Origin of the sequence: Hymenobacter sp. B81 (assembly GCF_044628455.1) — a bacterium.
GTDB lineage: Bacteria > Bacteroidota > Bacteroidia > Cytophagales > Hymenobacteraceae > Solirubrum.
Genome location: NZ_JBIYZW010000001.1, coordinates 1688054 through 1704501 on the forward strand (window position 1 = coordinate 1688054; position 16448 = coordinate 1704501).

16 protein-coding genes are annotated in these 16448 nt (G+C 66.9%); 9 read left to right on the forward strand and 7 right to left on the reverse strand.

All coding sequences use genetic code 11. The features are described 5' to 3' along the window. The first annotated feature begins 58 nt into the window (after nt 1-58). From ACE191_RS07455 to ACE191_RS07465, 3 genes are all read left to right on the forward strand, one after another. Nucleotides 59-904: a class I SAM-dependent methyltransferase gene (locus tag ACE191_RS07455; protein WP_400191563.1), complete on the forward strand. Its 846-nt coding sequence runs from the start codon at nt 59-61 to the stop codon at nt 902-904. A gap of 33 nt (nt 905-937) precedes the next feature. Beyond that, entirely contained in the window at nt 938-2632 is a 1695-nt protein-coding gene (locus ACE191_RS07460) for a tetratricopeptide repeat protein (RefSeq protein ID WP_400191564.1), read from the forward strand. 207 nt (nt 2633-2839) lie between these two features. Next, the gene (locus tag ACE191_RS07465; protein WP_400191565.1) at nt 2840-3265 is read left to right on the forward strand and encodes a hypothetical protein; all 426 of its coding nucleotides are present in this window, start codon (nt 2840-2842) and stop codon (nt 3263-3265) included. A 192-nt stretch (nt 3266-3457) separates the two neighbouring features. Here the strand turns inward: ACE191_RS07465 and ACE191_RS07470 are convergent, their stop codons facing one another. The 3 genes from ACE191_RS07470 to ACE191_RS07480 form a co-directional block, all read right to left on the reverse strand. After that, nucleotides 3458-5695 (reverse strand): xanthine dehydrogenase family protein molybdopterin-binding subunit, encoded by a 2238-nt coding sequence (locus ACE191_RS07470; RefSeq protein WP_400191566.1) that lies wholly within the window; start codon nt 5693-5695, stop codon nt 3458-3460. After that, nucleotides 5692-6714, reverse strand: a complete 1023-nt coding sequence (locus ACE191_RS07475; protein ID WP_400191567.1) for an FAD binding domain-containing protein — start codon at nt 6712-6714, stop codon at nt 5692-5694. The genes ACE191_RS07470 and ACE191_RS07475 overlap by 4 nt, the downstream gene beginning before the upstream one ends. A gap of 69 nt (nt 6715-6783) precedes the next feature. Next, complete coding sequence (locus ACE191_RS07480; protein WP_400191568.1) at nt 6784-7314, reverse strand: (2Fe-2S)-binding protein; 531 nt, start codon at nt 7312-7314, stop codon at nt 6784-6786. Nucleotides 7315-7521: 207 nt separating this feature from the next. Between ACE191_RS07480 and moeB the strand changes: the two genes are divergently transcribed. Together moeB and ACE191_RS07490 are read left to right on the forward strand one after the other, a co-directional pair. Beyond that, on the forward strand, nt 7522-8625 hold the full coding sequence (gene moeB / locus ACE191_RS07485; protein WP_400191569.1) for a molybdopterin-synthase adenylyltransferase MoeB: 1104 nt from the start codon (nt 7522-7524) through the stop codon (nt 8623-8625). Between the two features lie 7 nt (nt 8626-8632). After that, complete coding sequence (locus ACE191_RS07490; RefSeq protein ID WP_400191570.1) at nt 8633-9799, forward strand: putative sulfate/molybdate transporter; 1167 nt, start codon at nt 8633-8635, stop codon at nt 9797-9799. Between the two features lie 169 nt (nt 9800-9968). On the opposite strand, the gene ACE191_RS07495 is transcribed toward ACE191_RS07490, so the two are convergent. Continuing rightward, complete coding sequence (locus ACE191_RS07495) at nt 9969-10358, reverse strand: hypothetical protein (protein WP_400191571.1); 390 nt, start codon at nt 10356-10358, stop codon at nt 9969-9971. An 84-nt stretch (nt 10359-10442) separates the two neighbouring features. Between ACE191_RS07495 and ACE191_RS07500 the strand changes: the two genes are divergently transcribed. Beyond that, nucleotides 10443-10826, forward strand: a complete 384-nt coding sequence (locus ACE191_RS07500; protein ID WP_400191572.1) for a nuclear transport factor 2 family protein — start codon at nt 10443-10445, stop codon at nt 10824-10826. A gap of 12 nt (nt 10827-10838) precedes the next feature. On the opposite strand, the gene moaA is transcribed toward ACE191_RS07500, so the two are convergent. Further along, complete coding sequence (gene moaA, locus ACE191_RS07505; RefSeq protein ID WP_400191573.1) at nt 10839-11843, reverse strand: GTP 3',8-cyclase MoaA; 1005 nt, start codon at nt 11841-11843, stop codon at nt 10839-10841. Between the two features lie 137 nt (nt 11844-11980). Between moaA and moaD the strand changes: the two genes are divergently transcribed. Then, nucleotides 11981-12226, forward strand: a complete 246-nt coding sequence (gene moaD / locus ACE191_RS07510; RefSeq protein ID WP_400191574.1) for a molybdopterin converting factor subunit 1 — start codon at nt 11981-11983, stop codon at nt 12224-12226. Nucleotides 12227-12451: 225 nt separating this feature from the next. Then, nucleotides 12452-12868, forward strand: a complete 417-nt coding sequence (locus tag ACE191_RS07515; protein ID WP_400191575.1) for a molybdenum cofactor biosynthesis protein MoaE — start codon at nt 12452-12454, stop codon at nt 12866-12868. A gap of 470 nt (nt 12869-13338) precedes the next feature. On the opposite strand, the gene ACE191_RS07520 is transcribed toward ACE191_RS07515, so the two are convergent. Both ACE191_RS07520 and moaC read right to left on the reverse strand, forming a co-directional pair. Next, on the reverse strand, nt 13339-14511 hold the full coding sequence (locus ACE191_RS07520) for an NTP transferase domain-containing protein (protein ID WP_400191576.1): 1173 nt from the start codon (nt 14509-14511) through the stop codon (nt 13339-13341). Further along, nucleotides 14504-14992 carry a cyclic pyranopterin monophosphate synthase MoaC gene (gene moaC / locus ACE191_RS07525; RefSeq protein ID WP_400191577.1) on the reverse strand — a complete coding sequence of 163 codons (489 nt, stop codon included), beginning with the start codon at nt 14990-14992 and terminating at the stop codon, nt 14504-14506. Before moaC ends, ACE191_RS07520 begins: the two co-directional genes overlap by 8 nt. A 189-nt stretch (nt 14993-15181) precedes the next feature. On the opposite strand from moaC, the gene ACE191_RS07530 reads away from it, so the two are divergent. Then, a complete protein-coding gene (locus ACE191_RS07530; RefSeq protein ID WP_400191578.1) occupies nt 15182-16402 on the forward strand; it encodes a molybdopterin molybdotransferase MoeA in 1221 nt (406 codons plus the stop codon). Nucleotides 16403-16448 lie beyond the last annotated feature (46 nt).

A 16448-nucleotide genomic window follows, 5' to 3' on the forward strand; every position in this document is an offset into this window, starting at 1 on the left:
CCTTTCCCTTCCCTCCCCGCGTCCGGCGGGCCGAAGGTTTACAACCAACTCCCAAGCTATGAACACCCAACTCGAAGAAATCCGCGAGCAGCAGAAAGCGACCTGGAACAAGTTTTCGGCTGGCTGGCGCAAGTGGGACGACTTCACCATGGACTGGCTGCGGCCCATGGGCGAGGAAATCATCCGCTCCCTGCACGTGAAGCCCACCGACCTGGTGCTCGACGTGGCCGCCGGCACCGGCGAACCGGGCCTGAGCATCGCCACGCTGGCCCGCGACGGCAAAGTCGTCATCACCGACCTGGCCGAGGGCATGCTCGACGTGGCCCGCGACAAGGCCCGGGCCCGCGGCATCCGCAACTACGAAACCGTGGCCTGCGACGTGTGCGAGCTGCCCTTCCCCGACGAGACCTTCGACGCGGTGAGCTGCCGCTTCGGCTTCATGTTCTTTCCCGACATGCTGCTGGCGGCCCGCGAAATGCAGCGAGTGCTCAAGCCCGGCGGGCGCCTGGCCGCCGCGGTGTGGAGCGTGCCCGCCAAAAACGCCTGGATTACCGCCATCATGGGCACCATCAACCGCCACCTGGAGCTGCCCGCCCCGCCGCCCGGCGCGCCCGGCATGTTCCGCTGCGGCAGCCCGGGCATGCTGGCCGACCTGCTGAAGCAGGCGGGCTTCCGCAATGTGAACGAACGCGAGGTAACCGGCAAGCTGCGCTGCGGCACCAACGAGCAGTACTGGCCGTTTATGAACGAGGTGGCCGCCCCGGTGGTAGCCGCGCTCAGCAAGGCCGATGAGGCCACCCGCGAGAAAATCAAGCGGGACGTGTTTGCGCAGGTCGACCAGCTCTGCCAGGATAAAAGCGCGGCGCTGGACTACGGCACGGTGGTGGTGCAGGGCGAGAAATAGGGCAGCATCTTTCATTCCCCTTCCCCCGCGGTCATGAAGCATTGGTTGGTCCTGCTCCTGCTGGCCGGTGGGCTGCTGCCCGCCTGCCGCGACTCCGGCCGCACGCCTACGGCCGCCGAAATCCGCGCCATCGACCTGAAGCGGGGCAACCTCGCGCTCTGCGGCCCCGCCGACCGGCAGCTGGGCTCGGCAACCTTCGCCACGTCCTGCGGCCAGGCGGTGCAGGCCGACTTCAACCTGGGGCTGGCCCTGCTGCACTCCTTCGAGTACGACGAGGCCGAGAAGGTATTTGCCGGCATCATTGCCCGGGAGCCGGGCTGCGCCATGGCCTACTGGGGCGTGGCCATGAGCAGCTACCACCCGCTCTGGACGCCGCCCACCCCGCCGGAACTCACTAAGGGCGCCCGGGCTATTGCCCTGGCCCGGCGCCTGAGCGGCAAATCAAGCCGGGAAGCGGCCTACATCGAGGCGCTGGCCGCGTTTTACCAGGACTGGCCGAGCACCGACCATCGCAGCCGCAGCCGGCGGTTTGAGCAGGCCATGGCGCGCGTGCACGCCGATTTCCCGCAGGACCGCGAGGCCGCCGTCTTCTACGCCCTGGCTTTGAACGCCGCCGCCGACCCGGCCGACAAAACCTACCGCCAGCAGAAAAAAGCCGGGGCCCTGCTGCAGGCGCTGTACCCCGGCCAGCCGAACCACCCGGGTATCGTGCACTACCTCATTCACACCTACGACTACCCCGAGCTGGCCGCGCTGGGGCTGCCGGCCGCCCGCCAATACGCGGCGGTGGCCCCATCGTCGGCGCACGCCCTGCACATGCCCTCGCACATCTTCACCCGGCTGGGGCTGTGGTCCGACTGCATTGCCTCCAACCTGGCGGCCACCACCGCAGCCCGCTGCTACGCCGAAAGCGCCGGCATTCAGGGCCACTGGGACGAAGAGCTGCACGGCCTCGATTACCTCGCCTACGCCTACCTGCAGCGCGGCGACAACCGGCAGGCCCGGGACCAGTGGCGCTACCTCGACACCCTGCAGCGGGTGGAGCCGGTAAACTTCAAGGTGGCCTACGCCTTGGCCGCCGTACCGGCGCGCTACGTGCTCGAAAACCGGCTGTGGGCCGAGGCCACTCGCCTACCCCTGCGCTCCAGGCACCTCAGCTGGGAGCAGTATCCCTGGCAGGCGGCCATCGTGCGCTTTGCCCGCGGCCTGGGTTACGCCCGCCTCGGCCAGCCCGATTCGGCCCGCCGCGAGCTGGCCGAGCTGGCGCGCCTCCACGGGGTCTTGCTGGCTCAGCAGGACCAGTACAAGGCCGACCAGGTGCAGATTCAGCGGCACGCCGCCACGGCCTGGCTGCGCCTCGCCGAGGGCCAGCCCGCTCAGGCCCTGGCGTTGATGCAGCAGGCTGCCGACCTGGAAGACCGCACCGAAAAGCACCCCGTGACGCCCGGTGAGGTCCTGCCCGCCCGGGAGCTGCTGGCCGATATGCTGCTGGAGCTGAACCGCCCCGACGAAGCCCTGCAAGCCTACCAAGCCGACCTGCGCCAGCACCCCAACCGCTTCAACGGGCTGTACGGCGCGGCGCTAGCGGCCGAGCGGGCCGGCCAGCCGGACCAGGCGCGCCGCTACTACCAGCAACTGACCGAGGTAGCCAACGCACCCGGCGCCAACCGCCCGGAGCTGGCCGCGGCGCGGGCGTTTCTGGCGAAGCGGCGGGCGCAGGCAATTTGAACGCGCTCCACCGGTTATGAGACATGGCATATTGTGCCAGCAGTGCAGATCATTTACATTGCGTTGCAGCCTGTAAAAACAATTAACAACGTTCACCCGAAGCCGTACATAACGGCGGCCTAAATGCGAAGCTCTCTTGGGTAATAAACGATGAATAGTATACAAGGATTATTAGACAACAGTAACTATGAAGGAAACCCTGACTTCATGAATTACTACATTGATGGCGTTTGGCTAGATAGAAAGCTCGACGAGCAATACCCCAACCAAATGTACCGCGGGCTAATTCCTACACTTGTTCCTTGGCTGGATAGGGAGGATGAAAAGGAGGTCGTTTGGAGACGCATTATTCCAGGTGAAGGAGAAACAAAAATATGCCCAATCTTAATGTGTCCCGAAGACAATGATTTTTCCTGCACGCTAATCGTTGCTGAAATCAAAAATTGCGGTGACACAATCCAATGGCAAAGGGTTGGCCTTGACAAGACAAGCGAATGGGAGGCTGAGAAGGTTGGCACCATCGTAGAATGGTTCGACAAGATTAACAATCTAGTTTTTTCAAAAAACGAATACCTGTTAATGATTAATAACTTCAAGCAATTTCTGTTTGACCAGAAAAATATCGAGCAATAGCCAATCAGCAGTCATCATGTTAAACGAAAATACATATTCCAACATTTTATTGATAGCACCTATATTATAAACCAGTATTGACCTGAACCTGATGCTCATTTAGCTACTTGCCAAAACTCCAGATAATAAACGCAAACGCCCCGAAACCGCTGCGGTTCCGGGGCGTTTGCGTTGCTGCTCCAGCCACTGCGGTTACAGCAGCTTATCCAGGTAAATCGGGAGCTGACGGATACGCTTGCCGGTGGCGTGGTACACGGCGTTGGTAACGGCGGCGGCCACGCCCAGCATACCCACTTCGCCGATGCCTTTCACGCCCAGCGGGTTCACGTGCGGGTCTTCCTCCTCCACGAAATGCACCTCGATGTCGCGGATGTCGGCGTTGGTGGGCACGTGGTACTCGGCGTAGTTGTGGTTCATGTAGCGGCCGAAGCGGTGGTCCATCACGGTTTCCTCCATCAGGGCCATGCTGATGCCCCACACGATGGAGCCCAGCACCTGCGAGCGGGCCGTTTTCTGGTTGAGAATGCGGCCGGCAGCCACCACGTTCAGCACCCGCGACACCTGCACCGTGCCCAGCTCCTCGTCTACCTTCACCTCCACGAACACCACGTTGTGGGAGTGCATGGAAAACTGCTGCATATTCAGCGGGTTGGGCATGGCCGATGATTCGGCCTCTATTTCCCGCTCGCCGCTGGTTTGCAGCACGTCGCGCAGCACCACCGCCTGCTCGGGCGCCAGCCGCCGCCGAATCTGGCCGTTGGTAAACTCCACGTCCTCGAGCTTGGCGCCTTTTAGGGGAGAGTCGGTCATCTGTTGGGCCAGCTTGAGCAGCTTTTCGCCCAGGGCCTCGCAGGCGTTTTTCACGGCGGTGCCCACCGAGGCGGCCGTCCAGGAACCGCCCTGCAGTGGGGCTTCGGGCTGGTTGGTGTCGCCGAGGCGGAAGGTTACGGCTTCCAGGGGCAAGCCCAGGGTTTCGGCCGCAATCTGCGTCATGATGGTGTAGGTGCCGGTGCCGTTTTCGCCGGCGGCGCTGGCTACGGTGAGCCGGCCGTCGGCCGTGATGCTGGCTTTGGCGGCGGCTTTCTGCATGGAAGCATCCCACACGCCCCCGGCCACGCCCCAGCCCACCAGCTTGCCGCCTTCGCGCATGGAGCGCGGGGCCATCGGGCGCTGGTCCCAGCCGAAGCGGCGGGCGCCTTCGTCGTAGGCCTCGCGCAGCTTCTTGCTGCTGAAGGGCGCCTTTTTGTTCTGGTCGTGGTCGGCGTAGTTGCGGCGGCGGAATTCCAGGGGGTCGAGGCCGGCCGCGTAGGCCATTTCGTCCATGGCTACTTCCAGGGCAAACGAGCCGGTGGCCGCGCCGGGCGCGCGCATGTCGAGGGGCGTGTACACGTCGAGCGGGGCCACTTGGTAGCTCAGGTGCACGTCGGGGCACTGGTAGAGCATGCCCGACCAGTTGACCACGTTTTCGGTGTATTCCTCGAAGCGCGAGGTTTCGTGCAGGGCGTAGTGCTTCAGGCCCAGCAGGGCGCCGTCGGGGCCGGTGCCCAGCTCCAGGGTTTGCAGCGTGTGCGGGCGGTGGCCGAAGGAAAACATTTGCTGGCGCGTGAGCGAGAGGCGCACCGAGCGTTTCAGCTCCAGGGCCGCCAGCACGCTCAGAAACAGCTCGTACTGCGGGCGCAAACCCGAGCCGAAGCCACCGCCCATGAACAGGTTCACCACCCGGGCCTGGTCCTTGCTCAGCCCGAACACCTTCATGACGTACTGCTGGCAGTTGTACACGCCCTGAGTCTTGTCATAGATGGTGAGCTTGCCGTCGGGGTGGTAGTGCACCGTGGCCCCGAACAGTTCCATGGGGTTGTGGTGCTGCGCGCCGTGGATGTACTCCTGCCGGATGCGGTGCTCGGCCTTGCCGAGGCCGTCGTCGGCGTTGCCGCGGCGCACGGGCGGCTGGTAGCCGGTTTTGCCGCGGCCGGGCTCGTGGCCCGCGTCGCGCTGCTGCTCGATGTCGGTTTCGTGCCGGGCTTCGGCGTACTCCACTTCCAGGATGCTGGCCGCGTAGCGGGCCAGCTCGAAGGTATCGGCCACCACCAGCGCCACGGGCTGCATACTAAACTTCACTTCGTCGTCGTGCAGGGGCCGGAAGGGCGAACCGCCGGGGGCCACGTCGTCCTTGTAGCTGCGGTCGAACCAGGCCAGCGAGGGCACGTTCTCGTGCGAAAACACCTGGATGACGCCGGGCAGGGCCAGTACTTTGTCGGCGTGAATCTTCTTGATGCGGCCCTTGGCAATGGGGCTGCTCACCACGTAGCCGTAGGCGAGGTCGGGCACGGCAAACTCGGCCGAGTACCGGGCCTGGCCCGTCACTTTCAGGGGCCCTTCGACGCGGCTGGGCGCCTTGCCGACGTGTTTGGTGTTGCTCTCGGTGCTCATGGATTGCTGTTGGTAAAAACGTCGGATGCCCGCTGCTCGCCGCTGGCGGCCTGCTTCAGGGCCCGCGCCACGGCGCGGCGGGCCAGCTCAATCTTGAAGTCGTTGGCACCCTGGCCCTGGGCTCCGGCCAGCAGCGCCTCGGCCGCCCGGCGGAAGCTTTCCTCGGTAGCCGGCTGGCCCAGCAGCGCCTGCTCGGCCTCGGACCGGCGCCAGGGCTTGTGGGCCACGCCGCCCAAAGCCAGCCGGGCGGCCTTGATGGTGGTGCCCTCCAGCTCCAGCCCCGCCGCTACCGACACCAGGGCGAAGGCGTAGCTCTGCCGGTCGCGCAGCTTGAGGTAGCTGAAGTGCCCGGCGAAACCCTGCGCGGGCAGGTCGATGCTGGTAATCAGCTCCCCTGGCTGCAGGGTATTGTCGCGCTCGGGCGCATCGCCGGGCAGGCGGTGGAAGTCCTCGAACCGGATCTGCCGCTCGCCGTCGGGGCCCAGCACGTTCACCACGGCTTCCAGCGCGGCCAGGGCCACGCACATGTCGGAGGGGTGGGTGGCAATGCAGTGCTCGGAGGCGCCCAGGATGGCGTGGATGCGGTTGAAGCCGCCGATGGCCGAGCAGCCCGAGCCCGGCTCACGCTTGTTGCAGGGCGTGGCCAGGTCGTAGAAGTAATAGCAGCGGGTCCGCTGCAGCAGGTTGCCGCCGTTGGTGGCCATGTTGCGCAGCTGCGGCGAGGCCCCGGCCAGGATGGCCTGGTTGAGCAGCGGGTAGCGCTTTTTCACTTCGGGGTGCCAGGCGGTATCGGCGTTGGTGGCCGTGGCGCCCAGGCGCAGGCCGCCGTCCGCAGTGGTTTCGATGGCCGACAGCGGCAGCTGGTTGAGCCCGACGAGGTGCGTGGGCCGGGCCACGTTTTCCTTCATCAGGTCGAGCAGGTTGGTGCCGCCGCCGATGTAGGCGGGCTGCTCGTGCCCGGCGAAGTCGCGCACGGCCTCGTCAGGCGAAACGGCGCGGGTAAGGGTGAAGGGGTTCATGGTTTGGAGCTTAGCAGTGAGAGGTTAGCGCTTGGAATTGGTCATGAGACGCCGCTTGGCATCTGCCACTCAGCTCCGATTTCCATGCTCCAAGCTCTTGCCATCGACTACTTCCTTCACCGCCGCCAGAATGCCCGCGTAGGCGCCGCAGCGGCAGAGGTTGCCGCTCATCAGCTCCCGGATTTCGTCTTCGGTGTGGGCCTTGCCCTCGTTGATGAGGCCCTGGGCCGAGCAGATCTGGCCGGGCGTGCAGTAGCCGCACTGAAAGGCGTCGTGGTCGATAAAGGCCTGCTGCAGGGGGTGCAGGGCGTGCTCCGAGCCCAGCCCCTCGATGGTGGTGATGTCGGCGCCTTCCTGCAGGACCGCCAGCGTGAGGCAGCTGTTGATGCGCTTGCCGTCGACCAGCACCGTGCAGGCGCCGCACTGGCCGTGGTCACAGCCTTTCTTGGTGCCCGTCAGGCCGGCGTACTCGCGCAGGGCATCGAGCAGCGAAGTCCAGGGTGCGAGCTGCAGCTGGTGGCTCTGGCCGTTGATGCGCAGCGTAACGGGGCCGGGCGGCACCGGTAGCGCGGGCGCGGAAGAAGTAGGGTTTCCACTCATACTGGCGGCGGTGAAAGGGTTGAGGAAGCAGCCGGCGGCCTGCCCGGGGCAGGCGCCGGCCAAAGCCTTGCCTACGCGCCCGCCGGGGCCGGCGTTGTTTGCCGGCCCCAATCAATAAGGCCGCCAACCATTGCCGCCCGCAGCGGTTGTCCGTAACCCGCCGCCGATTTGCCCGTTGGCCTTCATCTTTGCCCCCTGATTGCCCCCATGCTCACCCCCGCCGAACGCCAGCGCTACCGCCGCCACCTGCAGCTTGCCGAAATCGGTGAGGCCGGGCAGCTGCGCCTGCGCGCCGCCCGGGTGCTGGTGGTGGGCGCCGGCGGCCTGGGCTGCCCGGTGCTGCAGTACCTGGCCGCCGCCGGCGTGGGCACCCTGGGTTTAACCGACGCCGACCGGGTGGAAATGAGCAACCTGCAGCGCCAGATCCTCTTCGGTCCCGCCGACCTGGGCCAGCTCAAGGCCGAAGTGGCCGCCCGCGCTGTGCAGCGCCTCAACCCGCTGGTGCACTGCGAAGTTTACCCGGTGCGCGTGGTACCGGGCAACGTGCGCGCGCTAGTGGCGGCCTACGACGTGGTGGTGGACGGCTCCGACAACTTTGCCACCCGCTACCTGCTCAACGACGCCTGCGTGAGTTTGGGCAAGCCGCTGGTGTCGGGGGCCATCTACAAGTTTGAGGGGCAGGTGTCGGTGTTCAACTACCGCGGCGGCCCCTCCTACCGCTGCTTGTTTGCGCAGCCACCCGGCCCGGCCGAGGCCCCCAACTGCGACGCCACCGGCGTGCTGGGCGTGCTGCCCGGCCTGGTGGGCACGGCCCAGGCCACCGAGGCGCTCAAGGTCATCCTTGATCTGGGCGAGGTGCTCCGCGGCCGGCTCTGGGTTATCGACGCGCTGACGTTTCAGAGCCGCACCCTGCGCTTTCCGCGCCACCCCGAGCGCAGCCTCATCAACCTCGACACGGCCAACCCCGCCGACTACGCCGACCCCGGCTGCGCACCTGCCCCAGCCGGCATTTCGGCGGCTGAGCTGGCCGGCCTGCTGACCTCGGCCGCCCCACCCCTGCTGCTCGACGTGCGCGAGCCGGCCGAGTTTGCCGCCGGCCACCTGCCCGGCGCCCGGCTGCTGCCGCTGAGCCGGCTAAGCGAGCAAGCTGCCACCGTGCCCCACGACCAGCCCGTGGTGGTGTACTGCCGCTCGGGGGCCCGCAGCGCCCAGGCCATAGCGCACCTGCAAGCCGCGTGCGGGCACCAGAACCTGCTCAACCTGGAAGGCGGCCTGCTGGCCTGCCCGCCGGACTTACTCACCACCCAATAAGCATCCGTTGTTGACCGATTCACCGCCCGCCGCTGCCCGACCGCGCCTGCGCTTCAACCGCCACGAGCTGGCCGGGGCCTTCGGCGACCTGGGCACCGACCTGCCGCTGCTCATCGGCGTGGTGGCTGCTTCAGGTGCCGACAGCGCGGGCATCCTGATTATGTTTGGGCTGATGCAGGTGTTTTCGGGGCTGTGGTACGGCCTGCCCATGCCGGTGCAGCCGCTCAAGGCTTTTGCCGCCCTGGTCATTGCCCAGCAGATTCCCGGCCGCGTCATCTTCGGTGGCGGGCTGGCCATCGGCGCGTCCATGCTCCTGCTCACCGCCACGGGACTCATCGATGGGCTGGCGCGGCTGGTGCCCAAGCCCGTGGTGCGCGGCATTCAGCTGGGGCTGGCTTTGCAGCTGGCCACGCTGGCGCTCAAAGACTACGTTTCGGCCGATGGCTTGCCCGGCTACGCGCTGGCGGCCGTGGCTTTTGCCGTAACGGTGCTGCTGCTGGGCCACCGCCGCTGGCCGGCCGCGCTGGTGGTCATCGGCCTCGGCGCGGTATACGCCCTGCTGTTCAAGCTGGACCTGGCCACCGCCCAGCGCGCCGTGGGCCTGCACCTGCCCGGCTGGCACGTGCCCACCCGCGCCGACATCCTGACCGGCGCCGTGCTGCTGGCCTTGCCCCAGATTCCGTTGTCGCTGGGCAACTCCATTCTGGCTACCCGGCAGGTAGCGGCCGACTACTTTCCCGAGCGCGGCCTCACGGTGCGGCAAATCAGCTTTACCTACGCCCTGATGAATTTGGTGAACCCGTTTCTGGGCGGCTTTCCGGTGTGCCACGGCTCGGGCGGCATGGTGGGCCACTACGCCTTTGGGGCGCGCACCGGCGGCTCAGTGGTGCTCTACGGCGGGCTGTTCCTGGCGCTGGGACTGTTCTTCAGCCAGGGTTTTGCCCAGGTGGTGCAGATTTTCCCCCTGCCGGTGCTGGGCGTGCTGCTGCTGTTCGAGGCCCTGACCCTGGCCACCCTGCTGCGCGACGTGGCCGACCAGCGCCCGGCTTTGCTGGTGGCCTTGCTGGTGGGCTTGCTGTGCTGGGGCCTGCCCTACGGCTACCTCGTGGGTTTGGTGGTGGGCACGGCCACGCACTACGCCATGCAGCGCGGCTGGGTGGGCCTGGGCAAGTAAGCCTCAGCAGTGGGTATCGGTTTTTACGGACTGTGCAACCCCGTGTAGAGACGCATACTTGCGTCTCGTCGTCCGCTCCAGTAGAGCGGCATCGTTCCGAGGAGACGTAAGTATGCGTCTCTGTACCGTTTCTGAACCCGCTGTATCGATTCGGCTCGTTCGCTAGGTGCTACTCGGTTACTGGCACGAACTCCAGTTTGGTGCACCGAATATTGAGCGGCGCCAAGTGGTCTACGTCTAGATACAGGTGCAGCTGGCCCTTGCTGGAGGGCACATCGGCGGCGTAGTCGAACGAATTGATGCGGTAGCCCAGGCGCCCCTTGTACTTCCGGTCGGCTTTGGGTCTTCGCTTGCTGCCGAGCCGGGTCACCTCCTGGTGAAAGGCCGCTACTTCCCGGAGGTTGCTGATTCCCGACAGAATAAGCTTGACGTCCGCCTCATTGGGATAAAAAATACTGTACAGCTCAAGGTCCAGCACCAACCTATCCTCCTCCAGGCTGGTCTTCACCAATACCGAGTCGTGCAGGTAGTAGGCAATAGCGGGGGGCGGCGCTTTCATGCAGGCAAGTTAACCCGCATATTGCCCGCCGCGGTGAGATAAAACGTCTTACTGCTGAGGCCAAATAGCAACTACTTCGGACCTATGACCCCACAGGAGCACAACAAGCAAACCGCGGTGGCTTTCTACGAGCTGATGTTCAACGACTGCCGGCCCGCCGAGGCCGTGGCGCGCTACGTGGGGGCCGACTACACCCAGCACAATCCCCACGTGGCCGACGGCAAGCAGGGTTTTATCGACTACTTCGAGCGGATGCAGCGCGAGTACCCCGGCAAGCGGGTAGAAATCAAGCGGGTGCTGGCCGAGGGCAGCTACGTGGTGCTGCACTGCCTGCAGCACTGGCCCGGCGACCAGGACTGGGCCGGCATCGACATCTTCCGCTTCGACGAGCAAGGCCGCATTGTGGAGCACTGGGACGTGCTGCAGGTGGTGCCGGCCGAAGCCCGCAATACCAACACCATGTTTTGAGCCCCGGCCCGGCTACCCGCCGATAGTCGACATGGACTCGAAGCTGAGCTGGTGCAGCGGGCGGCGCTGCTCGGCCTCGAAGCCGTTGGCGGCGCGGTGGCGGAAGGCCGCGGCCAGGGCCGCCACCACTTCCGCATCGGAAGCGCCGCCGCGCAGCAGGGCGCGCAGGTCGAGCACGCCCTGGTCGTAGAGGCAGGTTTTGACGCCGCCCTCGGCCGTGATGCGCAGGCGGTTGCAGCTGCCGCAGAAGGTGCGCGAGTAGGCCGCGATGATGCCCACCCGCCCCAGGTGCCCGGCAATGCGGTACTCGTCGGCGGTGGCGCCGGGCGCGGTGGGCAGCGGCGTGAGCGGGCCGAAGTGGGCTTCGAGGTGCTCCCGGATGCGGCGGTGGTTCCAGGGCAGCGTGGCGGGCGTGGCCTCGTGGCTGCCGCCGTTGAAGGGCATTTCCTCGATGAAGCGCACGCTCACCGGCCGGTGGCGGCCCAGCTCGGCCAGGGAAATCAAGTCGTCGGTGTTCTGCCCGTCCATCACCACGGCGTTGATTTTCACCTCGATGCCGGCCGCCAGCAGGGCCTCCAGGGTGTCGAGCACCTGGGGCAGCTCGTCGCGGCGGGTAATGCGCCGGAAGTTGGCGCGGTCGAGGGTGTCGAGGCTCAGGTTGACGCTGCGCACGCCCAGCCGTGCCAGCTCGGGCACGTGCGGGGCCGTGAGCACGCCGTTGGTGGTCAGGCTCAAATCGTCGATGCCCGGCAGGCGGCTGAGCTGCTCGATGAAGGGCAGCAGGTCGCGGCGCACGAACGGCTCCCCGCCGGTGAGGCGCACCTTGCGCACGCCCAGCCCGGCCAGCAAGCCCACCAGCCGCGTCATTTCCTCGTAGCTCAGCAGCTGCTCGCGGGCCACGTAGCGGATGCCTTCCTCGGGCATGCAGTAAAAGCAGCGCAGGTTGCAGCGGTCCGTCACGGCCAAACGCACGTATTCCAGCGGGCGGCCGTGGGCATCGTACAACTGCGTGGGCATGGGGGCCATAAACCGGGGCGAATCAAGGGAGCACCGCGCCGGAGGCGGGCGGTAGCTGCCACAAAGAACGCCAACAACGGTTTTGTGTTCACCTTTGCGCCGCCGTCGGCCGCTTTTCTTTTGCTTTCCCGTTTGCCATGAACCTCTCCATCGCCCTGTTCGGCATCACCCGCGAGATAGTGGGCCGCCCCGAGCTGCAGCTGCTGGCCGTGCCCGCGGGCCAGACCGTAGCCGGCCTGCTCACCCAGCTACGCGCGCAGTACCCAGCCCTGGCCCAGCTCAGCAGCCTGGCCGTGGCCGTCAACAACGAGTATGCCGAGCCCGACGCCCTGCTGCACGAGCGCGACGAAATAGCCCTGATTCCACCCGTCAGCGGCGGCTGAGGCCATTGATCAGTTAGCATTGATCATTTATCAGTGCCGCTACCCAGCCCGCCTTCCTACTTGTAACCCGGCACCCGTGTAGAGGACCAGCGCCCGTGGCTTGCACCCGCCGGGCCCCAGGCCGCAGGTATGGCCCGCCGCTCCCGTCTGCGTAACTCCGACTTCCTTCCCTCTCATTGCTCAAGTCTCCGGGCCGATTGATCAATGATAAATGTTAACTGATAAATGTTAATTGATCTGATCGACCGGCCCATCGACGTGGCCGCCGTGCTGCAGGCCGTGCAGGCCGACGGGGCCGGGGCCGTCAACGCCTTCGTCGGCACCATCCGCAACCAGAGCACCGGCCGCCGGGTGGTACGCCTGCACTACGAAGCCTACGACCAGATGGCCCTGCACCAGCTGCGCCGCGTGGCCGAGCAGGCCCGGGAGCGGTGGCCCATGCTGCAGCAGGTGGCCGTGGTGCACCGCAAGGGCACGCTCGAAATCGGCGACGTGGCCGTGGTGGTGGCCGTATCCACCCCCCATCGCGCCGAGTCGTTTGCTGCCTGCCAGTTCATCATCGACACGCTCAAGCAGGTAGTGCCCATCTGGAAAAAGGAGGAGTACGAGGACGGCTCGGTGTGGGTAGCGGCCCACCCCTGAGCCTTGCGGGCCGTTGCGGGTAGCGCCTCGCCACAGCCGGCGCCTACCCCAACCGGCCGAACCTGCTGCGGGGCCTTGCCGGTTTCGGCCCTTAGCCGGGGCAGCTACTCGAATGCAGGGTTCAGCGGCTTGCCGGCCGCCGGGCAGCTAAGGCCGTCCCCCACGTTTCCGGCTTCCGGCGCCTTATTGAGAAATGCGCTTCCCGCTATAGCCTGACTAGGTGCTGCCTGACCAATGATTGTATTTTCCCTATGCCGGAGCTTCGGCCTGGGTAGGGTCTCGGTAGGGAGTGGGTAAATACTGCCTATATCCAAAGTGCTGGTTGAACGCCCAAAGCCCCCGGCGGTGGGTTTTGCACTATCCCACTAGCTACTCTTTGCATACTACTTCCCACCGCCGGTACTTCTCGTCGGCAGCCACCAACGAACCGGGCTTGTCTCCGCCCGCCAGCAGCTTTGGTTAGCCGCGCCTCAGCGGCTTAGCTCTTGTTGGGCGGCGTCGCGCTCTTCGGGGGTGTTCACGTTGCGCAGCTCGGGCGGCGCAGGAGCCTGCAGCCGCTCGATGGCCGAGTTGATGAGCACCTTGCGCGGGCAGGAGTAGCCCAGGGCCAGAAACTGCAGCACCGCCGGGTAGCTGCGCGGCTCCCAGATGGTGATGAGCGGCTCGGGAAACTCGTTGTCGGGGCTCTGAAAGGCGGTGGCTACCCGGCCCGGGTGGCGGTGGCGCACGAGGTAATCGAGGGTGTCGGCCGAGAGAAAGGGCAGGTCGCAGGCCACTACCAGCCAGGCCGCGTTCGGGTCGTGGCGGAAGGCCGAGAGGATGCCGCCCATCGGGCCCAGGTCCAGAAACTGGTCGGGCAGCGGCCGTAGGCCGGTGGGCAAGGTGCCGGCCTGCTCGGGGCGGCACGACACCCACACGTCCTGGCAGAAGGGGGCCAACAGGGCCGCGGCGTGCTCCTGCTGCTCGCGGCCGTGGTAGCGCAGGCGGCTTTTGTCTTCGCGCATGCGCTGGCTGCGCCCGCCGGCCAGCACCAGTCCGCGCAGCGGGGCCTGCCGCTGCTGCCACCACTGCTGCAGCCAGGCCGCAATGCCAGCGGTGTCGGCGAGGCTGAGCACGGGCACGGCGGTGGGCAGGTGGGCCTGCAGGTAGCCGGGCAGCGCAGCCTGACCCTCTTCCAGCAGCACCAGTTGCACGTCGCTGAGGCGGTCGAGCTTTTTCTCCAGGGGCTTCTGGGCGCTGACGATGGCCACCTGCTGCCGGGCGCGGAAGTGGTTGCCGTTGACCAGCACCACGTCCTGCCCGCCCAGCCACTGCTGCTGGGCAAACCGCTCGAAGCCCCGGCGCAAATCGAGGCGGGTGAAGTGAATCTTGTCGGTCAGCTCGGCCGCGGCGCCCGCCTGCAGCAGAGCCCCGGCCCCGCCGCTGCCGCCCTCAGCGGCCTCGTCGCCGGCAGCGTGGTCGGCATCGACGTAAGCCAGGGCCAGCGCGGGCAGCGAGGCCGCGAGGCGGGCGGCCAGCTCCTTGATCAGGCCGCAGGGCGCGCCCAGAATAGCCAGCTCGTGGCGGCCGAACTCGCCTAGATCGGCCCGGCTGAGGGTGGCGTGCTTGCGGTGCGGGGCAGCCGGTTCGGTTGGATTATGCATCGAGGTGGTGAAAGTCGCGCTTGCCGCCGGTTTTGCTGATCAGCCGCGTCTGCTCGATGACGATATCGTGCGACAGCGCCTTGCACATGTCGTACACCGTGAGGGCCGCCACCGAGGCGCCGGTGAGGGCCTCCATCTCGACGCCGGTTTTGCCCGTGACCACGGCGGTGCACTCAATCACCACCGCGTCGGGCGGGGCTACTTCGATGGTTATCTGGCAGTCGTCGAGGCCCAGGGGGTGACAGAGGGGAATCAGGTCGGCGGTGCGCTTGGCGCCCATCACCCCGGCCAGGATGGCGGTTTGAAACACGGGCCCCTTGCGGGTGGGCAGGTCGCCCTGCTGCACCAAAGCCAGGATGTCGGCCCCGAGCACCACCCGGCTGCGGGCGCGGGCCACGCGGCGCGTAACGGCTTTCAGGCCCACGTCGACCATGGCCGGCTGGCCGGCGGCGTTGAGGTGGGTAAGTTTGGAATCGGACATGAGTGCAGGCTGAAAAGACGAAAGGCGGCGGAAAGAATCGGCCGGCCCGGCACCGGCGGGCTGCGTATGTTGCGGGCTCCGGCCGAGTTAACCCGCCGCCGGCGCCAACCCGGCGCCGCGGGGGCGGTTGGGCCTCTACGCGCGGCCCCGTCGCCGCGCCGCTTTTTCCGCCCGCAAATTACCGCATTCATGATTTCCGTTGCCGAAGCCACCTACCTAATTGCTGCCACCATCCGCCCGCTGCCCCCGGAAACCCGGCCGCTGGCCCAGGCCCAAGGCCGGGTGCTACGCGAGCCCCTGCACGCCGACCGCGACTTTCCGCCCTTCGACCGCGTGGCCATGGACGGCGTGGCCCTGGCTTTTGAGGCGCTGGCCGCGGGGCAGCGGGCGTTCGGGCTGGAGCGCGTGCAGCTGGCCGGCCAGCCGCCCGCGCCCCTGCAAAACCCCGCGGCGGCCGTCGAAATCATGACCGGCGCGGCCCTGCCCCCGGGCACCGACACGGTGATTCGCTACGAGGACCTGCTCATCGGGGAAGAAGCCGACGGCCGGCGCGTGGCCACGGTGCAGGTACTGCCGCCCGCCCGGGGCCACAACGTGCACCGCCGGGCCACCGACCGCCACCAGGGCGAGCTGCTGCTGCCTGCCGGCACTCACCTCGGCCCCGCCGAGCTGGCCGTGGCCGCCACCGTGGGCGCGGCCGAGGTAACCGTGACGCGCCGGCCACGGCTGGCCGTGGTGAGTACCGGCGACGAGCTGGTGGCCATCAGCCAGGTGCCCCTGCCCCACCAGATCCGGCGCTCCAACGGGCTGATGCTGCAGGCCGCCGCGCAGGCCGCCGGCGCCGAGGCCGATTTATTTCACTTCGACGACGACCCGGCCGTGCTGCGGCGCGAGCTGCCCGCCCTGCTGCGGGGTTACGACGCGCTGGTGCTCAGCGGCGGCGTGTCGAAGGGACTGGCCGACTTTCTGCCGGCGGCATTGCGCGAGGCCGGCACCCGGGAGCTGTTTCACGAAGTGCGGCAGCGGCCGGGCAAGCCGCTGTGGTTTGGGCAGTACCCGGAAGGGGCCGTGGTGTTTGCCCTGCCCGGCAATCCGGTGTCGTCGTTCGTGAATTTCTACCGCTACGTGCAGCCCTGGCTGCGGGCCGTGCAGCAGCCGCAGGCCGCGCCGGAGCCAGCCCACTACGCCGCGCTGGCCGCCGACGTGACGTTCCGCCCGCCCCTCACCCACTTCCTGCTGGTACGCCTGACAAGCGCCCCCGACGGCCGCCTGCTGGCTCACCCCCTGGCGCGCACCCAGAACTCGGGGGACCTGGCCAGCCTGCTGCACTGCGACGGATTCGTGGAGCTGCCGGCCGAGCGGGAGCAGTTTACCGCCGGCGAGGCGCTGCCGCTGTGGCGGTTCCGCTAGCTCGGCCGAACGCGCCCTTGATCGACTGCGTACAACCTTTTTCGCC

Coding starts and splice junctions, on each gene's coding strand:
- ACE191_RS07455 (WP_400191563.1), top strand. CDS start 59: ATGAACACCCAACTCGAAGAAATCCGCGAGCAGCAGAAAGCGACCTGG.
- ACE191_RS07460 (WP_400191564.1), top strand. CDS start 938: ATGAAGCATTGGTTGGTCCTGCTCCTGCTGGCCGGTGGGCTGCTGCCC.
- ACE191_RS07465 (WP_400191565.1), top strand. CDS start 2,840: ATGAATTACTACATTGATGGCGTTTGGCTAGATAGAAAGCTCGACGAG.
- ACE191_RS07470 (WP_400191566.1), bottom strand. CDS start 5,695: ATGAGCACCGAGAGCAACACCAAACACGTCGGCAAGGCGCCCAGCCGC.
- ACE191_RS07475 (WP_400191567.1), bottom strand. CDS start 6,714: ATGAACCCCTTCACCCTTACCCGCGCCGTTTCGCCTGACGAGGCCGTG.
- ACE191_RS07480 (WP_400191568.1), bottom strand. CDS start 7,314: ATGAGTGGAAACCCTACTTCTTCCGCGCCCGCGCTACCGGTGCCGCCC.
- moeB (WP_400191569.1), top strand. CDS start 7,522: ATGCTCACCCCCGCCGAACGCCAGCGCTACCGCCGCCACCTGCAGCTT.
- ACE191_RS07495 (WP_400191571.1), bottom strand. CDS start 10,358: ATGAAAGCGCCGCCCCCCGCTATTGCCTACTACCTGCACGACTCGGTA.
- ACE191_RS07500 (WP_400191572.1), top strand. CDS start 10,443: ATGACCCCACAGGAGCACAACAAGCAAACCGCGGTGGCTTTCTACGAG.
- moaA (WP_400191573.1), bottom strand. CDS start 11,843: ATGCCCACGCAGTTGTACGATGCCCACGGCCGCCCGCTGGAATACGTG.
- moaD (WP_400191574.1), top strand. CDS start 11,981: ATGAACCTCTCCATCGCCCTGTTCGGCATCACCCGCGAGATAGTGGGC.
- ACE191_RS07515 (WP_400191575.1), top strand. CDS start 12,452: ATGTTAATTGATCTGATCGACCGGCCCATCGACGTGGCCGCCGTGCTG.
- ACE191_RS07520 (WP_400191576.1), bottom strand. CDS start 14,511: ATGCATAATCCAACCGAACCGGCTGCCCCGCACCGCAAGCACGCCACC.
- moaC (WP_400191577.1), bottom strand. CDS start 14,992: ATGTCCGATTCCAAACTTACCCACCTCAACGCCGCCGGCCAGCCGGCC.
- ACE191_RS07530 (WP_400191578.1), top strand. CDS start 15,182: ATGATTTCCGTTGCCGAAGCCACCTACCTAATTGCTGCCACCATCCGC.